Origin of the sequence: Aeromicrobium sp. CFBP 8757 (assembly GCF_014841755.1) — a bacterium.
Lineage (GTDB): Bacteria > Actinomycetota > Actinomycetes > Propionibacteriales > Nocardioidaceae > Aeromicrobium.
This window is the reverse complement of record NZ_JACYUM010000001.1, coordinates 1-22,763: the sequence shown is the minus strand read 5'-3', so window position 1 is coordinate 22,763 and position 22,763 is coordinate 1. Positions and strand designations below refer to the sequence as shown.

17 protein-coding genes are annotated in these 22,763 nt (G+C 71.0%); 4 read left to right on the top strand and 13 right to left on the bottom strand.

From position 1 onward, the window contains the following. The first annotated feature begins 9 nt into the window (after positions 1–9). Complete coding sequence (locus IFT73_RS00085; RefSeq protein ID WP_192165569.1) at positions 10–1,647, top strand: phospho-sugar mutase; 1,638 nt, start codon at positions 10–12, stop codon at positions 1,645–1,647. A gap of 1 nt (position 1,648) precedes the next feature. Next, positions 1,649–2,152: a hypothetical protein gene (locus tag IFT73_RS00080; protein WP_192165568.1), complete on the top strand. Its 504-nt coding sequence runs from the start codon at positions 1,649–1,651 to the stop codon at positions 2,150–2,152. Here IFT73_RS00080 and IFT73_RS19440 read toward each other — a convergent pair. From IFT73_RS19440 to deoC, 4 genes are all read right to left on the bottom strand, one after another. Continuing rightward, positions 2,149–2,475: an anthrone oxygenase family protein gene (locus tag IFT73_RS19440; RefSeq protein ID WP_371811183.1), complete on the bottom strand. Its 327-nt coding sequence runs from the start codon at positions 2,473–2,475 to the stop codon at positions 2,149–2,151. The two genes, IFT73_RS00080 and IFT73_RS19440, sit on opposite strands and share 4 nt — an antisense overlap. Before the next feature lie 145 nt (positions 2,476–2,620). Next, positions 2,621–5,998: an ExeM/NucH family extracellular endonuclease gene (locus tag IFT73_RS00070; RefSeq protein WP_192165564.1), complete on the bottom strand. Its 3,378-nt coding sequence runs from the start codon at positions 5,996–5,998 to the stop codon at positions 2,621–2,623. A 103-nt stretch (positions 5,999–6,101) separates the two neighbouring features. After that, positions 6,102–8,903: a 5'-nucleotidase C-terminal domain-containing protein gene (locus IFT73_RS00065; RefSeq protein ID WP_192165562.1), complete on the bottom strand. Its 2,802-nt coding sequence runs from the start codon at positions 8,901–8,903 to the stop codon at positions 6,102–6,104. A gap of 161 nt (positions 8,904–9,064) precedes the next feature. Beyond that, the gene (gene deoC, locus IFT73_RS00060; RefSeq protein WP_192165560.1) at positions 9,065–9,784 is read right to left on the bottom strand and encodes a deoxyribose-phosphate aldolase; all 720 of its coding nucleotides are present in this window, start codon (positions 9,782–9,784) and stop codon (positions 9,065–9,067) included. Between the two features lie 55 nt (positions 9,785–9,839). Here deoC and IFT73_RS00055 point away from each other — a divergent pair, with 55 nt between their 5' ends. Beyond that, a complete protein-coding gene (locus tag IFT73_RS00055) occupies positions 9,840–10,418 on the top strand; it encodes an ATP-binding protein (RefSeq protein WP_192165558.1) in 579 nt (192 codons plus the stop codon). Positions 10,419–10,510: 92 nt separating this feature from the next. Then, complete coding sequence (gene lon, locus IFT73_RS00050) at positions 10,511–12,841, top strand: endopeptidase La (RefSeq protein WP_192165556.1); 2,331 nt, start codon at positions 10,511–10,513, stop codon at positions 12,839–12,841. A gap of 136 nt (positions 12,842–12,977) precedes the next feature. On the opposite strand, the gene IFT73_RS00045 is transcribed toward lon, so the two are convergent. The 9 genes from IFT73_RS00045 to IFT73_RS00005 all read right to left on the bottom strand — a co-directional run bounded on the left by IFT73_RS00045 (position 12,978) and on the right by IFT73_RS00005 (position 22,517). Further along, on the bottom strand, positions 12,978–14,063 hold the full coding sequence (locus tag IFT73_RS00045) for an adenosine deaminase (protein ID WP_192165554.1): 1,086 nt from the start codon (positions 14,061–14,063) through the stop codon (positions 12,978–12,980). Positions 14,064–14,081: 18 nt separating this feature from the next. Next, the gene (locus IFT73_RS00040) at positions 14,082–14,537 is read right to left on the bottom strand and encodes a MaoC family dehydratase (protein WP_056606615.1); all 456 of its coding nucleotides are present in this window, start codon (positions 14,535–14,537) and stop codon (positions 14,082–14,084) included. A 9-nt stretch (positions 14,538–14,546) separates the two neighbouring features. Continuing rightward, positions 14,547–15,848 carry a thymidine phosphorylase gene (locus IFT73_RS00035; protein ID WP_192165552.1) on the bottom strand — a complete coding sequence of 434 codons (1,302 nt, stop codon included), beginning with the start codon at positions 15,846–15,848 and terminating at the stop codon, positions 14,547–14,549. 14 nt (positions 15,849–15,862) lie between these two features. Further along, complete coding sequence (locus IFT73_RS00030; RefSeq protein WP_371811112.1) at positions 15,863–17,056, bottom strand: cytochrome P450; 1,194 nt, start codon at positions 17,054–17,056, stop codon at positions 15,863–15,865. Further along, positions 17,053–17,472, bottom strand: a complete 420-nt coding sequence (locus IFT73_RS00025; RefSeq protein WP_056606610.1) for a cytidine deaminase — start codon at positions 17,470–17,472, stop codon at positions 17,053–17,055. Before IFT73_RS00025 ends, IFT73_RS00030 begins: the two co-directional genes overlap by 4 nt. Beyond that, on the bottom strand, positions 17,472–18,719 hold the full coding sequence (locus IFT73_RS00020; protein WP_192165550.1) for an ABC transporter permease: 1,248 nt from the start codon (positions 18,717–18,719) through the stop codon (positions 17,472–17,474). Before IFT73_RS00020 ends, IFT73_RS00025 begins: the two co-directional genes overlap by 1 nt. Continuing rightward, a complete protein-coding gene (locus IFT73_RS00015) occupies positions 18,716–19,807 on the bottom strand; it encodes an ABC transporter permease (protein WP_056606604.1) in 1,092 nt (363 codons plus the stop codon). Before IFT73_RS00015 ends, IFT73_RS00020 begins: the two co-directional genes overlap by 4 nt. After that, positions 19,804–21,312 carry an ABC transporter ATP-binding protein gene (locus IFT73_RS00010; RefSeq protein ID WP_371811111.1) on the bottom strand — a complete coding sequence of 503 codons (1,509 nt, stop codon included), beginning with the start codon at positions 21,310–21,312 and terminating at the stop codon, positions 19,804–19,806. Before IFT73_RS00010 ends, IFT73_RS00015 begins: the two co-directional genes overlap by 4 nt. A gap of 155 nt (positions 21,313–21,467) precedes the next feature. Next, entirely contained in the window at positions 21,468–22,517 is a 1,050-nt protein-coding gene (locus IFT73_RS00005; RefSeq protein ID WP_371811110.1) for a BMP family protein, read from the bottom strand. Between the last annotated feature and the right edge of the window lie 246 nt (positions 22,518–22,763).

Sequence of the window (22,763 nt, the reverse complement as noted above, 5' to 3'; positions counted from 1 at the left end):
GGACCCACCGTGACCACCGACACCGACCTCATCGCCCGAGCCCACGACTGGCTGAGCCAGGACCCCGACCCCGTCACCCGCGACGAGCTGCAGGCGCTGATCGACGCGGACGACACCGACGCGCTGCAGGACCGGTTCTCCGAGCGGCTCCAGTTCGGCACGGCGGGTCTGCGCGGGGCGCTCGGAGCGGGCCCCAACCGGATGAACCGCGTCATCGTCGCCCAGGCCGCGGCGGGTCTCGCGGCCTACCTGCTCGAGCAGGCGTCGGGCGCCGGCGAGCGTCCCAGCGTCGTGGTCGGCTACGACGCCCGCCACAACTCCGACGTGTTCGCGCGCGACACCGCCGAGATCATGGAGGGTGCCGGGGTCCACGCCCTCCTGCTGCCGACGCACCTGCCGACCCCGGTGCTGGCGTTCGCGATCCGACACCTCGGGTGCAGCGCCGGCGTCATGGTCACCGCCTCGCACAACCCGCCGCAGGACAACGGCTACAAGGTCTACCTCGAGGACTCGAGCCAGATCGTGCCGCCCGCCGACGCCGACATCTCCGACGCGATCGACGCGGTCGGCCGGGTCGACGAGATGCCTCGCAGCGACGGGTACGAGACGCTGGGCGACGACGTCGCGACGGCGTACGTCGACGCCGTCGTCGCGCTGCCCGGCGACGGTCCGCGCGAGGTCGTCGCGGTCTACACCCCGATGCACGGCGTGGGTCGCGACACGCTCGTCGAGGCCGTCGCGAAGGCGGGCTTCCCGCCGCTGCACGTCGTCCGCGAGCAGGGCGACCCCGACCCCGACTTCCCGACCGTGGTGTTCCCGAACCCCGAGGAGCCCGGCGCGATGGACCTCGCGCTCAAGCTCGCGTCCGAGGTCGGTGCCGACGTCATCGTCGCCAACGACCCCGACGCCGACCGGTGCGCCGCCGGCGTCCGCGAGGGCGAGTCGTACCGCATGCTGACCGGCGACCAGGTCGGCGTCCTGCTGGCCGACTTCCTGCTGCGCCGCGGCGTCGAGGGCACGTACGGCTCGTCGATCGTGTCGTCCGACCTGCTGGGCCGTCAGGCCGCCGCGTTCGGGCAGCCGTGGGAGCAGACCCTGACGGGCTTCAAGTGGCTCGGCAAGATCCCGACGCTGGTCTTCGGCTACGAGGAGGCGCTCGGCTACAGCGTCGCCCCCGACATCGCCCGCGACAAGGACGGCGTCTCGGCGATCGTCACGGTGCTCGAGATGGCCGCGCAGCTCAAGGCCGACGGTCGGACGCTGATCGACCGTCTCGACGACATCTACCGCGAGCACGGCCTGCACGGCACGAGCCAGCTGTCGGTGCGCGTCGACGACCTGTCGATCATCAGCCGGGCCATGGACGTCCTGCGCACGTCGCCGCCGACGGTGCTCGGCGGGCTCGACGTCACCTCCGTCGACGACCTCGCCGAGGGGTACCACGGGCTGCCGCCCACCGACGGCATCCGGCTGGGCCTCGACGGCGGGGCGCGCATCATCGCGCGTCCGTCCGGCACCGAGCCCAAGCTCAAGTGCTACATCGAGGTCGTCGTGCCGGTGACCGACTCGATCGACGACGCGCGTCGCACGGCCGACGAGCAGATCGCCGCGATCAAGACCGATCTCGCGGCCACGCTGGGCATCTAGCGTGGGCACGGCGAAGCGCCGCTACGCCGTCGCCGCGGGTCTCGTCGTGCTGGCGGTGGCCCTCGGTGCGGTGTTCGGGCTCGTCGTGTCGCGCGCCCTCGCGGGGTACGACATCGAGCCCGTCGCCGATCCGACGCGGTCGACCGTCACGGTGGGCGACCGCCCGCTCGCGGTCTGGGTCAGTCCGGCCACGGCCTCGACCTCGTGCGACGCCGAGGAGGTCGACGGCGGCCGCGACTCGTTCTCGACGGGCCGCGCCTCGATGACGATCAACGGTCGCACCCGCTCGTGGGAGCGCGTGGGCGTCGTCAGCGGCGCCGCGGGATCCCGGCACACGCTGACGTGCACCGGCGGGTCCGACCTCGTGATCGGCACGGCCGACAACCCGCGCCTGACGCGCTACGTCGTGCTCGGGATCGCGGTCGCCGGCATCGCCCTCGTCCTGGTCGTCGCGGCCGGGACGCTGGCGCTCGTCACGGCGTTGCGTCGCCGGCCGACCGCCTAGCAGCGCGTCGCCCCCACCGCCGCGCACACGAGGGCGGCGGTGGTCAGCGCCGACCGCACGTGGTTGGACGCCACCCACCGGCGCTCGAACGCGGCCCGCAGCGACCGCACGTCGTCACCCTCGGCCAGGGCGTCGTTCAACGGCACGTTGACGACGCCGGTCACGACGAACGCCCCGACGACGTACAGCAGCGTCGACGCCAGCAGCCACGGCGCGGCGGAGCTGCCCCACGACGCGACCACGGCCGCGACGGACAGCACGAACGCTCCCCCGAAGACGACCGCGAAGACCGGGTTGAGGATGGCGACGTTGACGGCACGCATGGCCTGCACGAAGACCGCGTCGTCGGTGCGGCGCAGACCGGGCATGACGGCGTAGCCGAAGGTCGCGAACAGGCCCGCCGACAGGCCCGTCAGGACGGTCGCGGCGATGACGAGGATCGAGGTCATGTTCCATCCGNCGTGAGCGCTACCTCCTGCGGACCTTCACGGTGAAGCTCGTCGAGGAGCCCTTCGCGACACCGTTGCCGGAGAAGGTCGCGGTGACCTTCTTGCGCGGGCCGGACGTCGTGAACGTGCCGAGGCGCACCCGCACCTTCCCGTTCCTGACCGTCCCGGTCGACGTCTTCCCGCTGGCGCGCACCGTGACGGTGCCGCCGTCGACCGTGAAGCCGGCGGCCCGGACACGCAGCTCGACGAACGCCTTGGTGCGCTGGCGGACGATCTTCGTGGGGCTGACCGAGACCTTGCGCGTCGTCGTCGCCGCCTTGGCGACCGTCACGCTCGTGGTCGTCGACGTCGGGTCGTACGATCCGTCGCCCGCGTAGAACACCCTCAGCGCCACCGTGCCGACCGGCAGGGTGCTCGACAGCCTGACGGTCGCGGTGCCGCCGAGCATCGTGCCGAGGCCGACGACCTCGCCGCCCGCCTCGACGTACACCAGGCCGGTCGCGCCGGGCGCACCCGTCACGGTCAGCGTCGAGCTGGTGCCGTAGGTCGCCGGACCGGCCGAGGCCGTGAGCCCGGACGTCGCCTTCAGCACCTGCACCTCGAGCGTCGTGCTCGACGGTGCGTGCGTCGCGTCGCCGCCGTAGGCGACGGTCAGGGTGTGCGAGCCGATCGGCAGGCCCTTGACGACGACCTGCGTCGAGCCGTCGGCGAGCGTGCCGGTGCCGAGCTGCTTCGTGCCCTCCGTCACCGTCACGGTGCCGCCGGGCGTCCCGTCGCCCTCGACGCCCACCGCGACGGTCAGGTCGCTGCCCGACCGGATGGACGCCGGGGCGTCCGCCGTCGTGGCGGTGACGTCGAGGTCGGTGTCGGTGTCGAGGTCGACGCCGACCAGCTCGGGGTCGTGGTCGCTCGCCCGGTACGGCGTCGGCTCCCACAGCAGCGTCGCGTTGTAGTTGTAGCGGCTGTACTCGCGCGCCAGCGCCTCGTAGGCGTTGATGTTCCACACGTCGGCGCCCGTGACCCGCTCGTACGCGGCCGGGGAGGCGAAGACGTGGTCGAGCGAGCCCACCATGCCGTCGAACTGGTACGTCTCCTTGTCGGTCCTGGCGGCCGTGACGTTGGTGTAGCCGGCCTTCTCGATGATCTGCACCGGCTCCTCCTTGTCGTAGGCGTTGAAGTCGCCCGTCAGGAAGATCTTGTCCGTGCCGGCCGCCGTGCCGAAGCCGTCGGCGAAGTCGACCAGCGCCGCGGCCTGCAGGGTACGCGAGTAGTTGGACGCCCCCTGGCCGTCACCCTGGTCGTCGTCCTCGGGCCGCGAGCCGCTGCCCTTGGACTTGAAGTGGTTGACGATGACCGCGAACGTCGACGTGTCGGGCCCACCGGTCTTCTTGAACGCCTGCGCCAGCGGCGGCCGGGCGTTGCTGAAGGCGTCGCTGCCGACCAGGATCGACGAGGCACCGACGGTCGTGACGACCTTCGGCTGGTAGATGAACGCCGTCCGGATCACGTCCTCCTTGGCCGGCGTCTGCGCCGGCGAGGGCACGAAGGCCCAGCGCTGCTCGCCCGCGTCGGCGTTGAGGGCCGCGACCAGCGTGCCCAGGGCCTTGTCACGGCTCGCCGACGGGTCGACCGACCGTGAGTTCTCGATCTCCTCGAGCGAGACGACGTCGGCGTCGAGCGTGTTGATGGCCGTGACGATCTTGGTCTGCTGACGCTCGAGGTCACCCTGGTCGGCCGCTCCGCGCGGGCCGTTGTTGCTGCAGGTGTCGGCCGTGACGGGTTCGCCCTCGCGGTCCTTGTACGTCGAGCAGGTGCCCAGCCCGGCCGCCACGAAGTCGGCAGCCGTCGTCGGGAAGTAGTTCAGGACGTTGAAGGTGCCGATGCGCACGTCGCCGCCGACCGGCTCGGGCGTGGCCGTACGGGTCGAGCTGAACGTCACGGGCTCCTTGCCCGTCGCGGTCAGCTGCTGCGTGGGCTGCAGCTTCCAGACGCTGTTGCGCCAGTCGAGGACCACGGGGTCGACGAAGGTGACGTCCGCGCCGACCCGCACCTCGTTGCCGGGGCGCAGCCACGGGATCGGGGTGCCCGACCCGGACGCCGACAGGTAGTTCACCGACGAACCGTCGTCGAGGTTGACCAGGCGCTGCTTGTTCTCGGCCAGCAGCTTCCGGGCGGGCTCGCCCGGCAGGACGACGTTGGTCGGGGTCTGCAGCGGCTCGGTGCCGTCGGCCAGACCGATCTCGGCGTACTGGTTGGTCGTGTAGTTGTTGGTGACCGTCATGTCGCCGGTCGGCAGCAGCAGCATCCCCTCGAGCGACTCGCGCTGCGTCTCCGACAGCGGGAACGCGACGGAGGCGGGGACGACGGGCGCCGCGGTCTCGGTGAGCGTCCGGAACTGTCCGGTCGACGTCGTCAGCTCGGTCAGCCCGTTGAACTCCGAGACGGCACCCGTGACCTCGACGAAGTCGCCCTTGCGGACGCCCGCGGCGAAGGCCGCGTCGAACACGAAGAGCCCGTCGGACGCCTGGTGCGTCGCGAGGTCGAGGGCGCCACCGGTGCCGGCGGTCTGGATGTAGCCGCCGTTGAACCCACCGGTCGAGTAGACCGCGGTCACGACTCCACGGGTCGTGACCGTCTTGCCGGCCAGCGGACTGGCCGCGCCGGTGCCCTGGATCTCGGCGATCGTCGCCGCGACGGGGTCGGCCGGCTGCTCCGGCTCACCGGTCCCCGACCCGTCGCAGGCCGTGCCGCACGCCTGGGGCGTGGGCGGCGAGGACGGGGCGAAGTCGGTGGCGTTGTCGTCGGTGTCGGCGCCGTTCGCCGCGCGCGCCAGCGACGTCGTGACGTTGTAGCCGCCGGCGGGCTCCGCCGTCTTCTCGAACGTGTTGCCGGTGCCGTAGCCGATCAGGTCGACCAGGTTCGGGTCGGCCAGCATCGCGGCGGGAGTCGTCGCGGTCAGGGCCGCCGTCGACCTCGACAGCGCGAGCACGCCGCCCGCGCTGCCGCTGGGGTTGAGGCTGGTGCTGACGACGTCGGGGGCCGGCAGGGCCGTGGTGGTCGTGCCGTTGCCCTGCGCCTGGACGAGCAGGGTCTTGCCGGGCTCGATGTGGTGGTCACCCAGGGGGACGTTGTTGGCCGTGGTGATCGAGGTGCCGGTGCTCGACTTGTACTGGACCGACCACCCGCTGACGTCGATCGCGGCGGACGTCGGGTTGTAGAGCTCGACGAACTTGTTGGTGTAGCTCGCGCCGGCCGATCCACCGTTGAGGTAGACCTCGCTGATCACGACGTTCGTGCCGGCCGGATCGGCCGTGGCGGGCGCCGCCGGGAGGGCGACGAGTGAGGCGACCGAGACGGCCGCGACGGCCGCCCATCGCGTGACGTTCGACTTCTTCATGAGTTCCCCGGGTTCTCGTGCAGATGGGCGTGCGGAGGGCCGTGCGGACGTGCGGGACGGACCCCGGGGCGGTCGACGACCGCCCCGGGGACACCGGGTGTGCCTACTTCTTGGCGACCTTGACCGTGAAGCTGGTCGAGGAGCCGTTCGCGACACCGTTGCCGGAGTACGTCGCGGTCACCTTCTTCTTCGAGCCCGACGTCGTGAACTTGCCGAGGCGGATGCGGGCCTTGCCGTCCCTGACCGCGCCGGAGTAGCTCTTGCCACCCTGGCGGAGGGTGACCTTGCCGCCGTCGACCGTGAACCCGTCGCCCCTCACCGAGACGGTCACGAACGGCTTGGTGCGGTTGCGGACGATCGTGGTCGGGCTGACCTTGGCCTTGCGGACCGACGTGCTGCCCTTGGCGATCGTGATCGACGCCGTCGTGCTCGTGGGGTCGAACTTCTCGTCGCCGTTGAAGAACACGTCGAGGGTGTGGGTGCCGGGCGTCAGGGCCGTGCCGTCGATCGCGACGGTGCCCTTGCCCGTGACCAGGAAGCCCAGGCCGATCGTGCGTCCACCCTGGGCCACGTAGACCAGTCCGGACGCCTCGGGGTCGGCCGTGACCGACACCTGGCTCGTGCGGCCGTAGGTGCCGGAGGCGGCGACGGCGCCGAAGCCCGAGCCGCCCTTGACGATGTCGATCGTGCCGGCGTCGGCGGTCGACGCCGCGTGCGTCGCATCGCCTGAGTAGGCGACGGTCAGCGCGTGCTCGTCGGCCGACAGCCTGCTGGCGTTGACCTCGACCGAGGCCTTGCCGTCCGTGACCGGGCCGGTGGCCAGCACGGTGTCGCCGTCCTTGACCGAGACCGTGCCGGTCGGGACCGCGTCGGTCTCGCCGTCGACCGTGCTCTCGACCGTGAACGTCGTGCCGGTCTTGGCCTTGGCCGGGGCCGTGGCGGTCGTCGTGGTCGACAGCTTCTCGACCGTCAGCGGGATCGTGACGGACGTGCCGGTCGGTGCGGCCTTGAGCGTCAGGGTCACGTCGCCGGCGATGCCTGCGGGCAGCGTGAAGGCGACGTTCGCGGCACCGCCCGTGACGGGGAAGTCACCGACCGTGGTCGTGGTGCCGCCGCTCGTGACGGTCGCCGTGAGGCTCGTGTTGGCGGGGCTACCGGTTGACGTCAGGTCGAGCTTCGACAGCGCGACCGACACGTCGCCGAGGGCCTTGTACGACGACGCGACCCCCGTGACGGAGGCCGAACGCTTCGCGAAGTCGGGCGACACCGGGCTCTTCTCGGCGAAGAACTGCTCCCAGCCGTCGCGGTCGACGAGGGCCGTGTCGGTCGAGACGCCCTTCTTGAACGCCGAGAAGTTGTCACCACCGGCCGCGAGGAACGAGAACGTCGCGACCCGGTACGTCTTGGTCGGGTCGAGCGGCGCGCCGCTGATGCGCACCGCCGTGATGCGGTCGCCGAGCGCCCGCGATCCGTCGTAGGTGTAGCTGACGTTCTTGGAGACACCCAGCTGCAGGTACGTCCGCGTGGCACCACCGGTCGGCCACTGCTGCTCCAGGATCTCCTTCAGCACCGCGCCGGTGACGGCCACCGAGTTGAGGTTGTTGGCGAAGGGAAGCACCGTGTTGAGCTCGGCACGGGTCACGACGCCTTCGGTGTTGACCTGGTCGTTCGGGACACCGGCTTTCAGGAGGTCGGCCCGCAGGCCACCGGGGTTGACGATGCCGAGGTCCGCGCCGGGGGCTGTCGTGCCGACCCGGTAGAGCAGCGCGTCGGCCACGAGGTTGCCCATCGTCGACTCGTTGGTGCGGTCGGGGCCGCCGTAGTTCGCGGGGTCGGTGAAGGCACGGGTGATGTCGGCCGTGATCGTGCCCTTCTTGACGTTGCCCTCCGTGGCGGCGTAGGCCACGGCGTCGTCGCGGACCTTCTTGACCGCCGCGAGCGAGGGGTACGTCTTGAGCAGATCGGCCTCGGTGGCCGTGCTGCGTGCGACCGTCTGCGCCGTCGCGGCGCTGACGACGTCCGTGTCGGGGTCGACCGTCAGGGAGATCTGGCCGACGTTCTCGCCGTACTGGCCGGTCTGGACGACGGGACGGGTCTTGCCGGGCTGTCCCGGGATCGGGGCGTCGTACACGTACTTCTGGTGCGTGTGGCCCATGAAGATCGCGTCGACGTCGGGCGAGGTGTTCTCGACGAGACGACGGAACACCGTGCTGCTCGCGACGGCCTGCTGGAAGGTCGCGGCACCGTCGGGTGCGCCCTCGTGGAACGAGGCGACCGTGACGTCGGGCTGCTGGTCGGCCGGCAGCGCCTCGATCTCGGCGACGGCCTCGTTGATCGAGTCGGACGGGTCGCCGAACGTCAGACCGCTGACGCGGTCGGGGCTGACGAGCGTCGGCGTCTCCTGCGTCACGGCTCCGACGACGGCGACCTTGACGCCGTCGAGGGTGTAGATCCTGTAGGCGGGCAGGGCACGCGAGCCGTCTGCCTTGCGGACGTTGGCACCGAGGATGTCGAACTTCGCGGCGGGGACGATGCGCTTGACCAGGTCGTCGTACCCCTGGTCGAACTCGTGGTTGCCGACCGCTGACGCGTCGAGACCGATCAGGTTGAGGATGTCGAGCGTGGGCTGGTCGCCCTGCAGCGACGACGCGAACACCGAGGCGCCGACGTTGTCGCCGGCCGAGACGATCAGGCTCTTGCCGTCTCCCCCGCCGTCAGTACGCAACTTCTCGACCGTGCCGGCCCACTGCACGGTGGCCGTGTCGATGCGGCCGTGGAAGTCGTTGATGCCGATCAGGTTGATCGTGACGTCGTCGGCGGCACTGGCCGGTGTGACGGCCAGCAGCGGTGCGCTCAGCAGTGTCGCGGTCGCGACGGTCAGCAGACGGCGGGACTTGAGTCTCACGCAGGTACCTCTCCGAGAAGACAGGGGAAGCGGCTGCGCGGCTCACCCCCGATGGTGTGCCCACCTGAGAACGTCTCAGGAAGTTGTGAGCACAGCACATCTCGGCGAGCGCGAGAAGTCAACGGTCGTCATGAGGACGCAACATGACGAAACGGTGAAGTTCAGTACGAGCTCTCGTCGGTGGCCGCCGACGACGTCGACCCGGTCTCGCGGGCGGCCGCGTCGTCGAGAATCGTGGCGGTCGCGCTGGTGCCGAACCGCGTGACCCCCAGGTCGCGCATCTCGAGCAGCGTGTCGAGCCCGCGGACGCCGCCGGACGCCTTGACCTGCACCGCGTCGCTCACGGTGGCCCGCATGAGCGTCAGGTGCTCGACCGTGGCCCCTCCCCCGGCGAATCCCGTCGAGGTCTTGACGAAGGCGGCGCCCGCCCGCTCGGCGGCCTCGCAGCCCGCGACGACCTCGTCGTCGCTCAGGTACGCGGTCTCGAGGATGACCTTGACGACGTGCTCGCCCGCGGCCTGCACGACGGCCCGGATGTCGGCCTCGACGTCGTCGACCATGCCGCTGCGCAGACGTCCGATGTTGAGGACCATGTCGAGCTCGACGGCACCGTCGTCGAGCGCCTGGCCCGCCTCCGCGACCTTGGCCTGCGTGCTGGTCGTGCCGTGCGGGAAGCCGATCACGGCGCACACCGCGACGCCGCTGCCGGCCAGCACCTCGTACGCGTGCGACACGTCGCTCGGCCGGACGCACGCGCTGAACACGCCGTAGCGGGCCACCAGGGCCAGCTGCTCGTCGACCTCGGCGCGCGTGAGCTCGGGCTTGAGGATGGCGTGGTCGATGGTCGCGGCGATCTCGGCGGCGGTGACGTTCGTGGGCATGTCGCCATCCTAGGGACCGACCGGGGACGATCGCGAGCACGACTATCCTCGACGGGTGGCCGCATCCTCCGGAGTCGTGATCGTCGCCGGGCCGTCCGGCTCGGGCAAGTCGCACCTCGCCGCCCGGCTGGGCTGGTCGGTGCTGCGACTCGACGACTTCTATCGCGACGTCGACGCCCCCGGCATGCCGCGGTCGAGCCTCGGGATCGTCGACTGGGACCACCCCGACTCGTGGGACGCCGTCGCGGCCGTCGGCGCGATCGCCGAGCTGTGCGCGTCGGGCGCCGCCGAGGTGCCGGTCTACGACATCGCGGCGAGCCGGCGCACCGGCTCGCAGGTGCTGAGCGCCCCGTCGGGGCGGTTCATCGCCGAGGGCCTGTTCGCGCCCGTCATCGTCGACGCGTGCCGCGAGGCCGGGCTGCTCGACGAGGCGATCTGCCTGCACCGCCACCGGGTCGTGACGTTCGGGCTGCGCCTGTTCCGCGACCTGCGCGAGGGGCGCAAGGCGCCCTGGGTGCTCGTGCGCCGGGGCTGGCGGCTGATGCAGGACGAGCCCCGCATCGTCGCCGAGGCCGTCGCGCACGGCTGCACGCCGATCTCGCCGCGCCGCGCCCGCGCCCTGCTCGCGGGCTGACCGTCCGCCGTCAGCGAACACCCACCCTCCGGCGGAACACGGAACCACGGCGCAAGGTTGAGCCCATCAGACTCACGTCTGAGGAGACCATCATGAGCGCACTGCAGCAGTTCCCCGTCCTGGCCCTGGAGGACGTCGTCGTCCTCCCCGGGATGGTCGTCCCGATCGAGCTCGACGACGCGGCCCGCGCCGCCGTCGACGCCGCCCGCACCAGCAACGACGACCGGCTCCTCGTGGCCCCGCGCCTCGAGGACCGCTACGCGACCCACGGCGTCATCGCCACGATCCAGCAGGTCGGCCGGCTCCCCGGCGGCGGACCCGGGGCGGTCCTGCGGGCCGGTCGGCGCGCGCACATCCAGGGCGGCGTGACCGGACCCGGGGCGGCGCTGTGGGTCGAGGCCGAGCCGATCGACGACCCCGAGCCGTCCGAGGCGGTCCTCGACCTCGCCGCGGAGTACAAGGGGCTGCTCGTCGCGATCCTGCAGAAGCGCAACGCGTGGCAGGTCGTCGACTCCGTGCAGCGCCTCAGCGACCCCGGCGAGCTCGCCGACACCGCGGGCTACGCCTCGTACCTCGAGAACGAGCAGAAGCGACGGCTCCTCGAGACCGAGGACGTCGGCGAGCGTCTGACGGCCCTGATCGGCTGGGCGCGCGACTACCTCGCCGAGGCCGACGTGACCGAGAAGATCTCCGAGTCGGTGCAGGAGAGCATCGACAAGAGCCAGCGCGAGTTCGTCCTGCGGCAGCAGCTCGCCGCGATCCGCAAGGAGCTCGGCGAGGGCGAGCCCGAGGGGGCGGTCGACTACCGCGCACGGGTCGAGCAGGCCGATCTGCCCGACGACGTCCGCAAGGCCGCGCTGCGCGAGGTCGACAAGCTCGAGCGGGGCAGCGACCAGAACCCCGAGTCGGGCTACATCCGCACGTGGCTCGACACCGTGCTCGAGCTCCCGTGGGGCGTCCGCACCGACGACCACGACGACCTCGTCGCGGCACGCGCCGTCCTCGACGCCGACCACCACGGGCTCGACGACGTCAAGGACCGGATCGTGGAGTACCTCGCGGTGCGTGCGCGCCGGCGCGAGCGCGGCCTCGAGGTCGTCGGCGGACGCGGGTCGGGTGCCGTCATGGCGCTCGTCGGCCCTCCCGGCGTCGGCAAGACGTCGCTGGGCGAGAGCGTCGCGCGGGCCCTCGGACGCGACTTCGTCCGGGTCGCCCTCGGCGGCGTGCGCGACGAGGCCGAGATCCGCGGCCACCGGCGCACGTACGTCGGGGCCCTGCCCGGACGCCTGGTGCGCGCGATCGCCGAGGCCGGATCGATGAACCCCGTCGTGCTGCTCGACGAGATCGACAAGGTCGGCGCCGACTACCGCGGCGACCCCGCCGCGGCGCTGCTCGAGGTGCTCGACCCGGCGCAGAACCACACGTTCCGCGACCACTACCTCGATCTCGACCTCGACCTGTCCGACGTCCTGTTCCTGGCCACCGCCAACGTCGTCGAGCAGATCCCCGAGGCCCTGCTCGACCGCATGGAGCTCGTCCAGCTCGACGGCTACACCGAGGACGACAAGGTGCAGATCGCGCGGCAGCACCTCGCACCTCGCCAGCTCGAGCGCGCGGCCCTGACCGCCGACGAGGTGACCGTCACCGACGAGGCGCTGCGCGTCATCGCCGCCTCGCACACCCGCGAGGCGGGCGTGCGCCAGATGGAGCGGCTGCTGGCCAAGGTGTTCCGCAAGGTCGCGACCCGGCTCGCCGACCCCGACGTCGCCCGACCGGTGGTCGTCGACGAGCACACGCTGGTCGACTTCGTCGGGCGCCCGCGATTCGTCCCGGAGGTCGAGGAGCGCACCGCGGTGCCCGGCGTCTCGACCGGGCTCGCGGTCACGGGCCTGGGCGGCGACGTGCTGTTCATCGAGGCCAGTGCCTACGACGGCGAGCGGTCGCTCGCGATCACGGGCCAGCTCGGCGACGTCATGAAGGAGTCGGCGCAGATCGCGCTGACGTACGTCCGCTCGCACGCGGCGCAGCTCGGGATCGACCCGGCGACGCTCGAGCGGTCGATCCACCTGCACGTGCCCGCGGGGGCGGTGCCGAAGGACGGTCCGTCGGCCGGCGTCACGATGGTGACGGCCCTGACGTCGCTGGCGCTGGGTCGTCAGGTGCGGGCCGACGTCGGCATGACGGGTGAGGTGACGCTCAACGGACGGGTGCTGCCGATCGGCGGTGTCAAGCAGAAGCTCATGGCGGCGCAGCGGGCCGGGCTGAGGACCGTCTTCATCCCGGCACGCAACGAGGTCGACCTGGCCGACGTGCCCGACGAGGTGCTGGCCGAGCTCGACGTGCGGCCGGTCGCGGACGTCGCCGACATCCTCGCGCACGCCCTCGAGGACGCCGACGCGAGCCCGGCCACCCGCGCCGCCTGATCGCCGACGAGTCACTCAGGCCCGCTGACGAGTCACTCAGACCGAACGAGGAGTCACTCACGCCGGACGTGAGTGACTCCTCGCCGGGCGTACGTGACTCGTCGGCGGGCGTACGTGACTCGTCGGCGGGTGGGGGTCAGGCGAGGGCGGCGTAGCCCGGCTTGATGACGTCGTTGATCAGCGCGAGGCGCTGGTCGAACGGCAGGAAGGCGCTCTTCATCGCGTTGATCGTGAACCACCGGACGTCGTCGAGCGAGTAGTCGAAGGCGTCGGCCAGCAGCTGGAACTCGCGACTCATCGACGTCCCGCTCATGAGCCGGTTGTCGCAGTTGACCGTGACGCGGAAGCCGAGGTCCTTGAGACGGCCGATCGGGTGGTCGGCGATCGTCTCCATGCCGGCGACGGCACCGGTCTGCAGGTTCGACGACGGGCACATCTCGAGCGGGATGCGACGGTCGCGGATGTACGCGGCCAGGTCGCCCAGCACCGGGCCGCCCGGCGCGTCCCAGTCGATGTCGTCGACGATGCGGACACCGTGACCGAGCCGCTCGGCGCCGCAGCGCTGGATCGCCTGCCAGATCGACGGCAGCCCGAACGCCTCGCCGGCGTGGATCGTGAAGTGCGCGTTCTCGCGCCGCAGGAACTCGAACGCCTCGAGGTGCAGGATCGGCGGGAAGCCGTCCTCGGCGCCGGCGATATCGAAGCCGGCGACCCCGCGCGTGCGGTACTCGACCGCGATCTCGGCGATCTCCATGCCCCGCTTGGCGTGCCGCATCGCCGTCAGCAGCTGACCCACGACGATGGAGTGGCCGAGGCCCGCGGCCTCCTCGCGTCCCGCGTCGATGCCGGCCTGCACGGCCTCGACGGCCTCGCGCAGCGAGAGCCCCGCCGACTGGTGCTGCTCGGGCGCCCACCGCAGCTCGGCGTAGACGCACCCGTCGGTCGCCAGGTCGACGACCGACTCCCGCGCGACGCGGGCGAGGTCCTCGGGGCGCTGCATGACCGCGACGGTGTGCACGAACGTCTCGAGGTAGCGCACCAGCGAGCCCGAGCTCGACGCCTCCTCGAACCACGCCCCCAGCGCCTCGGCGCCGTCGGCGGGCAGGTCGTGCCCGATCTCGTCGGCGATCTCGACGATCGTGGCGGGCCGGACACCTCCGTCGAGGTGCTCGTGCAGGGCGACCTTGGGGGCCTTCTTGATCTGTTCGGGGGTGGCAGTCACCCCCTCATCGTGTCATGGTCACGCGTTCATCAGGAGGGTGACGGTCTCCGCGACGCAGGCCGGCTTGTCGCCGCCGCGGATCTCGATCGTGTGCTGCAGCGTGACCTGCTGGCCCTTCTCGATGTCGGTGACGTCGAGCATCGCGACGCGGCTGCGCAGCTTGGAGCCCACCGTGACGGGTGCGACGAAGCGGACCTTGTTGAGCCCGTAGTTGACCCGGGCCATGTCGCCGGCGAAGGCGAACACCTGCGCGCCCAGGAACGGGATCAGCGACAGCGTCAGGTAGCCGTGGGCGATCGTGGCGCCGAAGGGACCGTCGGCGGCGCGCTCGGCGTCGACGTGGATCCACTGACGGTCGCCCGTCGCGTCGGCGAACATGTCGATGCGGTCCTGCGTGATGCCGACCCACTCGCTGACGCCCAGCTCGTCGCCGGCGGCCGCGGCGATCTCGGTGCGGTTGTTGAACATGCGCATCGGGTGAACCTACCCAATCCGGTCGATGACGACACTCGTGGTCGCCGCACCCGCGGCGCCGATGTCGTAGCCGCCCTCCAACGCCGCGATCGCGCGGTCGAAGCGCTCGGGCGTGTCGGTGTGCAGCGTCAGCAGGGGCTGCCCGGCCGTCACGGCGTCGCCCGGCTTGGCGTGCATCACGACGCCCGCGGCGGCCTGCACCTGCTCGCCCGGACGTGAGCGGCCCGCGCCGAGGCGCCACGCCGCGACGCCGACGCTGAGCGCATCGAGCCGATCGAGCGTGCCCGACGCCGGGGCCGTCACGACGTGCGTCTCCTTGGCCGTCGGCAGCGCGGCGTCCGGGTCGCCGCCCTGCGCCGAGATCATCCGCTTCCAGACGTCCATCGCGGCGCCGGACGCCAGGACGTCGGCGGGATCCTTGTCGTCGCGGCCGGCCGCCGTCAGCATCTCGCGCGCCAGCGCGACGGTGAGCTCGACGACGTCGGCGGGTCCGCCGCCCGACAGCACCTCGACCGATTCGGCGACCTCGCACGCGTTGCCGGCGGTCAGGCCGAGCGGGGTCGACATGTCGGTCAGCAGCGCGACGGTGCGCACGCCGGCGTCGGTGCCGAGCGCCACCATGGTCTCGGCGAGCTCGCGCGCCTGGTCGAGGTCCTTCATGAACGCACCCGAGCCGGCCTTGACGTCGAGCACCAGCGACCCGGTGCCCTCGGCGATCTTCTTGCTCATGATCGAGCTGGCGATCAGCGGGATCGCCTCGACCGTGCCGGTGACGTCGCGCAGTGCGTAGAGCTTCTTGTCGGCCGGGGCCAGACCGGCGCCGGCGGCGCAGATCACGGCACCGACGTCCTCGAGCTGCGCCATCATCTCGTCGTTCGTCAGCGCGGCGCGCCAGCCGGGGATGGCCTCGAGCTTGTCGAGCGTGCCTCCCGTGTGGCCCAGACCGCGCCCGGACAGCTGCGGGACGGCCACGCCGCACGCCGCGACGAGGGGGGCCAGCGGCAGCGTGATCTTGTCGCCCACTCCCCCGGTCGAGTGCTTGTCGGACGTCGGCCACGACAGCGACGAGAAGTCCATCCGCTCGCCGCTGTCGATCATGGCGTGCGTCCAGCGGCTGATCTCGCGGCGGTCCATCCCGTTCAGCAGGATCGCCATCGCGAGCGCGGCCATCTGCTCGTCGGCCACGACCCCGCGGGTGTAGGCGTCGACGACCCAGTCGATCTGCGGGTCGGTCAGCTCGTGGCGGTCGCGCTTGGCGGCGATGACCTCGACGGCGTCGAAGGCTTCGGTGCGGGTGGGACCTGTCGTCATGGGGACCTCCGGGGTCAGGTGGAGACGGGGATGCTCTCGTAGCCGCGCAGCACCCAGGTCGGGCGTCGCGGCGACTCCCCCGCGAGCCGCAGCCCGGGGAACCGGTCGAGCAGGGCGCGGATGCTGATCTGCAGCTCGAGGCGGGCCAGGGGGGCGCCCAGGCAGAAGTGGAGCCCCATGCCGAAGCCGACGTGGGGGTTGGGGTCGCGACCGACGTCGAACACGTCGGGCTCGTCGAAGGCCGCGGCGTCGCGGTTGGCCGATCCCATCAGGCAGGCGATCTTCTGCCCCGTGCGGATCAGCTGGCCCGACACCTCGACGTCGGCGGTCGCGGTGCGCTCGAACAGCTGGAGCGGCGCGTCGAAGCGGATGAGCTCCTCGAGCGCCGTCTCGACGGAGACCTCTCCCGAGACGAGCCGCGCCATCTGGTCGGGGTGCTCGAGCAGCGCGTGGAAGCCGTTGCCGAAGACGTTGACGGACGCCTCGTGCCCCGCGTTGAGCAGCAGGACGACCGAGGCCACGAGCTCGTCGTCGCTCAGCTTCGAGCCGTCGTCGCGCGCCTGGATGAGATCGGTGATCAGGTCGTCGCCGGGCGACGAGCGGCGCTGCTCGACGACGCCGCGCACGTAGTCGGAGAACGCCGTGCTCGCGTCGATCGCAGCGGCCTTCGTGAGCGCGCCGACGCCCGGCTCGTACATGTGGACGATCGCCTGCGACCAGTCGCGCAGCTTCGCGTGGTCGTCGCGCGGGACGCCGAGCAGGTCGGCGATGACGTAGACCGGCATCGGCTCGGCGTAGTCGCCGAGCAGGTCGAACGTGTCGCCCGGACCGTTCGGCAGGTCGGCGACCATCGACGCGGCCAGCGACTCGATGCGGGGCCGCATGCGCTCGACGTGCCCGCGCCCGAAGGCCGCCGCCACGAGACGACGCAGACGCGTGTGGGTCGGCGGCTCATTTTCCATCATCTGGTTGCGGTGCAGCGCGTTGAACGGCTCCATCTGCGACGCGGGCTCCCAGTCGGTCCAGAGCCGGCCGAACGAGCGGTTGCGCAGCACCTGGCTGACGGAGTCGTGCGTCGTCGCGAGCCACGTGCCCATCGGCTCGTGCCACAGCACCGGCCCGTTGTCGCGCAGCGCGGCGAGCACCGGGTAGGGATCGGCGATGAACGCGGGCGAGCCGGGGTCGAGCTGCACGGCGTAGCGGGTCACACCGTGCCCAGGTCGTCGGCGCCGAAGGCGTCCGGCAGCACCTCGGTCATGGTGCGGACGCCCGAGGGCGTCATGAGCTGCATGTCGGGCCCGCCGTTCTCCCACAGCAGCTGGCGGCAGCGGCCGCACGGCATGAGGGCGGCGCCGCGCGAGTCGACGCAGGCGACCGCGACGAGACGTCCGCCGCCGGTGGAGTGCAGCGCCGAGACCATGCCGCACTCGGCGCACAGCGCCACGCCGTAGGCGGCGTTCTCGACGTTGCAGCCCAGCACGACCCGTCCGTCGTCGACGAGGCCCGCGACGCCGACCTTGTAGTTCGAGTACGGCGCGTAGGCGCGGCCCATGACCTCGGTCGCGTACTTCGTCAGCGACGCCCAGTCGATGGGGTCGTCCGGTCCGTTGATGCCCAGCGCCATCAGCCGGCACTTCCTCGTCGATAGGGCTTGCCGTCGGCCGCGGGCATGCGGAGACGTTGTGATCCGAGCGCCAGCACGAACATCGTCGTGACGTAGGGCGTCATGACCGTGAACTCGCGCGGGACGCTGTCGGTGAGCAGGAACCACGCCATCACGAGCACGCCGGCGCCGGCGACGACCAGCGCCCCGGTGACCTGCTTCTTGTAGGCGCGCCACGCCGCGAAGGCCAGCAGGCCGATCGCGACGAGCAGCAGCAGCGAGTGCACCGACTGGGTGTCGCGCAGGCGCAGCGAGTCGGTGTAGCCGAACGTCAGCGCACCGGCCAGGAGCCCACCGGGTCGCCAGTTGCCGAAGATCATGGCCGCCAGGCCGATGTAGCCGCGGCCACCCGTCTGACCGTTGCTGAAGCCGCTCGAGGCGACGAGCGCCAGGAAGCCGCCGCCGATGCCGGCCAGGGCGCCCGACACGAGCACCGCGACGTACTTGTAGAGGTAGACGTTGATGCCGAGGGTCTCGGCCGCCTGGGGGTTCTCGCCGCACGAGCGCAGTCGCAGGCCGAACGACGTGCGCCACAGCACGAGCGCCGAGACGATCACCAGCGCGAAGATCAGCAGGCTCAGCGTCGAGATGTTGGTCGTCAGGGCCTGGACGACCGAGGCGATGTCGGACACGACGAACCAGTGCCGGTCGGCGATCGAGTTCGCGAGGTCGGACACCCCGGGGATCGTGATCTGCGCCGGTGCCTCCAACCCGTTGAGCTGGCGGGGACCGCCTCCCTCGTAGTCGGGGAAGATCGCCTCGGCGAGGTACGTCGCGGCACCCGCGCCGATCAGGTTGATCGCGACGCCCGACACGATGTGGTCGACGCCGAACGTGACGGTCGCGACGGCGTGCAGGAGCCCGCCGATCAGGCCCAGCAGGGCCGCGCCGAGGATGCCGACCCACGGACCGTAGTGGTACGTGAAGAACGCCGCGCCCCACGTGCCGAGGATCATCTGGCCCTCGAGGCCGATGTTGACGACACCGGCCCGCTCGGCCCACAGGCCGCCCAGCGCGGCCGCGAGGATCGGGCACGTCGCGATGATCGCGGCGCGGATCGTGCCCGCCCCGGTCAGGTCGTCGGTGTCGGTGATGATGCGGACGAACGAGACGACGCCGATGCCGATCAGGCCGATGTACAGCCAGCTCGTCGTCAGCCGCTCGACGATCGTCCGCTTGCGCCCCGTGGTCGCCGTGGTCGCGCTCATGAGGTCGCTCCTGCCGTCGTGCCGGTCAGCTCACGGCTGACGGCTCGCTGCTCGAGGCGCGTGCGCCAGCGGCGCACCACCTCGTACGTGACGACGACCGCGAGCACGGCGACTCCCTGGGTGATCTGGACGATGCTCGGCGAGACGTCGGTGCCGAACGTGAGGTCGTTGGACTTGACCGACAGGAACGCGAACAGCAGCGCGCCGAACAGCATGCCGACGGGACGGTTGCGGCCCAGCAGGGCCACGGCGATGCCGAGGAAGCCGAGACCGACCTGGAACGACGTGCCGTAGTTGCGGGCACCGCCGAACAGCGCGGGCATCCAGATCAGGCCGGCGACGGCCCCCGACAGCATCATCGAGATCAGGATCATCCGCTTGGGGTTGATGCCGCTGGCCAGCGCGGCACTCTCGGACTGCCCGCTGGCGCGCAGGTCGAAGCCGAAGCGCGTCTTGTTGAGCAGCACCCAGAAGCCGATGCCGAGCAGCAGCGCGACGATCGACAGCGCCCAGATCTCGCCGTCGCGGTCCTCGAACGGCGAGAATCCGCCGAGCGTCGAGGAGGGCTCGAGGTTCTTGGTGTGGACCGTGTTGCCCTCCTTGACCCCGTAGTTGTTCAGGAAGTAGCCCACGAGCGTCACGGCGATCGCGTTGAGCATGATCGTCGAGATGACCTCGCTGACGCCTCGGGTCGTCTTGAGGAGGCCGGCGATGCCCGACCAGGCGGCACCCACGAGCATCGCGACGGCCAGCGAGGCGATGACGTTCGCGAAGCCGCCCAGGTAGGCCGCTCCCGCGAACGAGGCGGCCGCGAACGACGCGATCGTGTACTGGCCCTCGAGGCCGATGTTGAACAGGCCCATGCGGAAGCCGATCGCCGCGGCGACCGCGGCGATGTAGATCATGGCGGTCTGGTTGACGATGTCGACGCGCAGGCGCGGCTTGGGCACCTCGAACATCGTCGACCAGAACTCGCCCGGCGAGCTGCCGACGGCGGCGATGACCAGCGTCGTCACGAGGATGCTCAGGACGATCGCGATCGCCGGCGCGAGCAGCGCCAGCGCGACGGACTTCAGGCGGCCGGTCATGCCGCACCTCCGGTCATGGCGGTTCCGAGGTCCTGGGGCGTGACCTTGGCCGGGTCGAACGTGCCGACGAAGCGGCCGCGCAGGATCACCTGGATCGTGTCGGACAGGCCGATCAGCTCGTCGAGGTCGGCCGAGATCAGCAGCACCGCCAGGCCCGCGCGACGGGCCCGCTTGATGTGGTCCCAGATCGCGGCCTGCGCGCCGACGTCGACACCGCGCGTGGGGTGCGACGCGATGAGCAGGACGGGGTCGCCGCTCATCTCGCGTCCGACGATGAGCTTCTGCTGGTTGCCGCCCGACAGGGCGCGCGACGGCGTGTCGATGCCGGGTGCGCGGACGTCGTAGTCGGCGACGATGCGCTCGGTGTCCTTGCGCGCACCCCGCCGGTTGATGAACATGCCCTTCGAGCTCGGCGGGCGCGTCTGGTGGCCGAGGATCCGGTTCTCCCACAGGGGCGCGTCGAGCAGCAGCCCGTGACGGTGACGGTCCTCGGGGATGTAGCCGATGCCGGCCTCGCGCAGGCGGCGCGTGTGCCAGTGCGTGACGTCCTCGTCGCCGAGCATGATGCGTCCGGCGGTGGGGATGCGCATGCCCATGATCGTCTCGACCAGCTCGGCCTGCCCGTTGCCCTCGACGCCCGCGATGCCCAGCACCTCGCCGCGGCGGATCGTCAGCGACAGGTCGCTGAGCAGGTTGCGTCCGAACTCGTCGGTCAGGGTGACGTCGGACAGCGACAGCTGCACCGTGTCGGTGACCGTCGACTCCTCGGTCTCGGGCGAGGGCAGCTCGGAGCCGACCATCAGCTCGGCGAGCTCCTGCTTGGTCGCGGTCGCGGGATCGGCCGTGCCGACCGTCGTGCCGCGCCGCATGACCGTGATGTCGTCGGCGATCGCGAGCACCTCGTCGAGCTTGTGCGAGATGAACAGCACGGAGTTGCCGGCGCTGGTGAGCTCGCGCAGGTTCTCGAACAGGGCGTCGACCTCCTGCGGGACGAGCACGGCCGTCGGCTCGTCGAGGATGATGATGCGGGCACCGCGGTACAGCACCTTGGCGATCTCGAGCCGCTGACGGGCCGCGACGCCGAGGCGCTCGACCAGCACGTCGGGGTCGAGGTCGAAGCCGAAGCGGTCGGAGATGCGGCGGATCTCGGTGCGCGCGCCGTCGCCGATGCCGTGCAGCTTCTCGGCGCCGAGCACCATGTTCTCGAGCACCGTCAGGTTGTCGGCCAGCATGAAGTGCTGGAAGACCATGCCGACGCCGACCTCGATGGCCTCGGTCGGCGACTTGAGGACGACCTGCTCGCCCTCGATCGTGATCGTGCCGTCGTCGGGACGCTGGACCCCGTACAGGATCTTCATGAGCGTCGACTTGCCGGCACCGTTCTCGCCGATCAGGGCGTGGACCGTGCCCGGTCGGATCGTGACGTCGACGTCATGGTTGGCGACGACACCCGGGAATCGTTTGCCGATTCCCCGCAGCTGCACTGCATCGACGGCAGACGGCACGGATACTCCCTACGTACTTGCGTTCTGAGACTGACGTTGGCGACCGGCCGCCCACCCGTTGTGGACGCCTGCCGGTGGCCGGACAACGGCGAACCTGGGCTGAACGCTACCGCGCCAGCCCAGGTTCGTCGTCGTCGATGGTGTCGACCGAGCCGTTACGGCTTGGTCGGGACCGTGATCTCCCCGGAGACGATCTTGGCCTTGTACTCGTCGATGCCGGTCGTCAGATCGGTGATCGCCGACTCGTTGGCCGTCGAGTAGCCGACGCCGTCCTGCTTGAGGTCGTAGACCGTGTAGCTGACCAGCGGCTTGCCCTCGTCGATCGACTTGGCGAAGTTGTACGTCGCCGTGTCGACGCGCTTGAGCATCGACGTCAGGATGAACGGCTTCTGCTCGGCGGTCGCGGTCAGGTACTGGTCGGAGTCGACACCGATCGCCCAGTTGCCCTCGCCGGCCTCGACGGCGGCGTCGAAGACGCCCGAGCCCGAACCACCGGCTGCGTGGTAGACCACGTCGGCGCCCTTGTCGAACTCGCCCGTCGCGGCGGCCTTGCCGCCGGCCGGGTCACCGAAGCCGGACAGGTCCGACTCCTGGATGTACTGGACCTCGACCTTGATGTCGGGCTTGGCGGCCTTGGCGCCCGCGGTGTAGCCGGCCTCGAACTTCTGGATCAGCTCGTTGTTGACGCCACCGACGAAGCCGATCGTGCCGGACTGGCTCTTCTCGGCGGCGGCGACGCCCACGAGGAAGGAGCCCTGCTCCTCGGCGAAGCCGAGGTAGGCGACGTTGTCGTTGGCCGTGTCGTCGGGGTCGAAGCCGTCGATGACCGCGAAGTTGACCTCGGGGAAGTCGGGGGCCACGGCGTTGACCGACTCGCTGTAGGCGAATCCGACGCCGACGATCGCGGTGGCGCCGCTCTCGGCCATGTTGCGCAGACGGTCCTCGCGGGCCGACTCGGCCTCGCCGTCGGTCGCCTCGCCCTCGATGCACGTGGCGTCGAAGTCGCTGACGGCCTTCTCCATGCCGGCGTACGCCGAGTCGTTGAACGACTGGTCGCCGCGTCCGCCCACGTCGTACGCCAGGCCGATCTTCGGGCCGTCGCCGTCGGCGGTCTTGCAGACGTCGTCGCTGGCAGCGGGCTTGTCGCCTCCGCCACCCTCGCTGTCGCTGCCCCCTCCACAGCCCGCGAGAGCGAGCGTGGCCACGGCGGCAACAGCGGAAAGCCTGGTCAATCGACGCAAAATTCCTCCTCGGTACGGAGCCGGGGAGCCCGGCACTCGTGACCGACCCTAGTGTCCGGGTGGGTCGTGCGGGAGGGCCTCGGAGCGATTGCCGGGCGCTGTAACCGTATCTTCACCTCGCGGCGACAGCGAGCCCTCGAACCCGCTCGCCAGCCGACACCGGTCGCCAGCCGCGAGGAACGAGCGGCGTGAGCGAAGCGAGGCGACCCA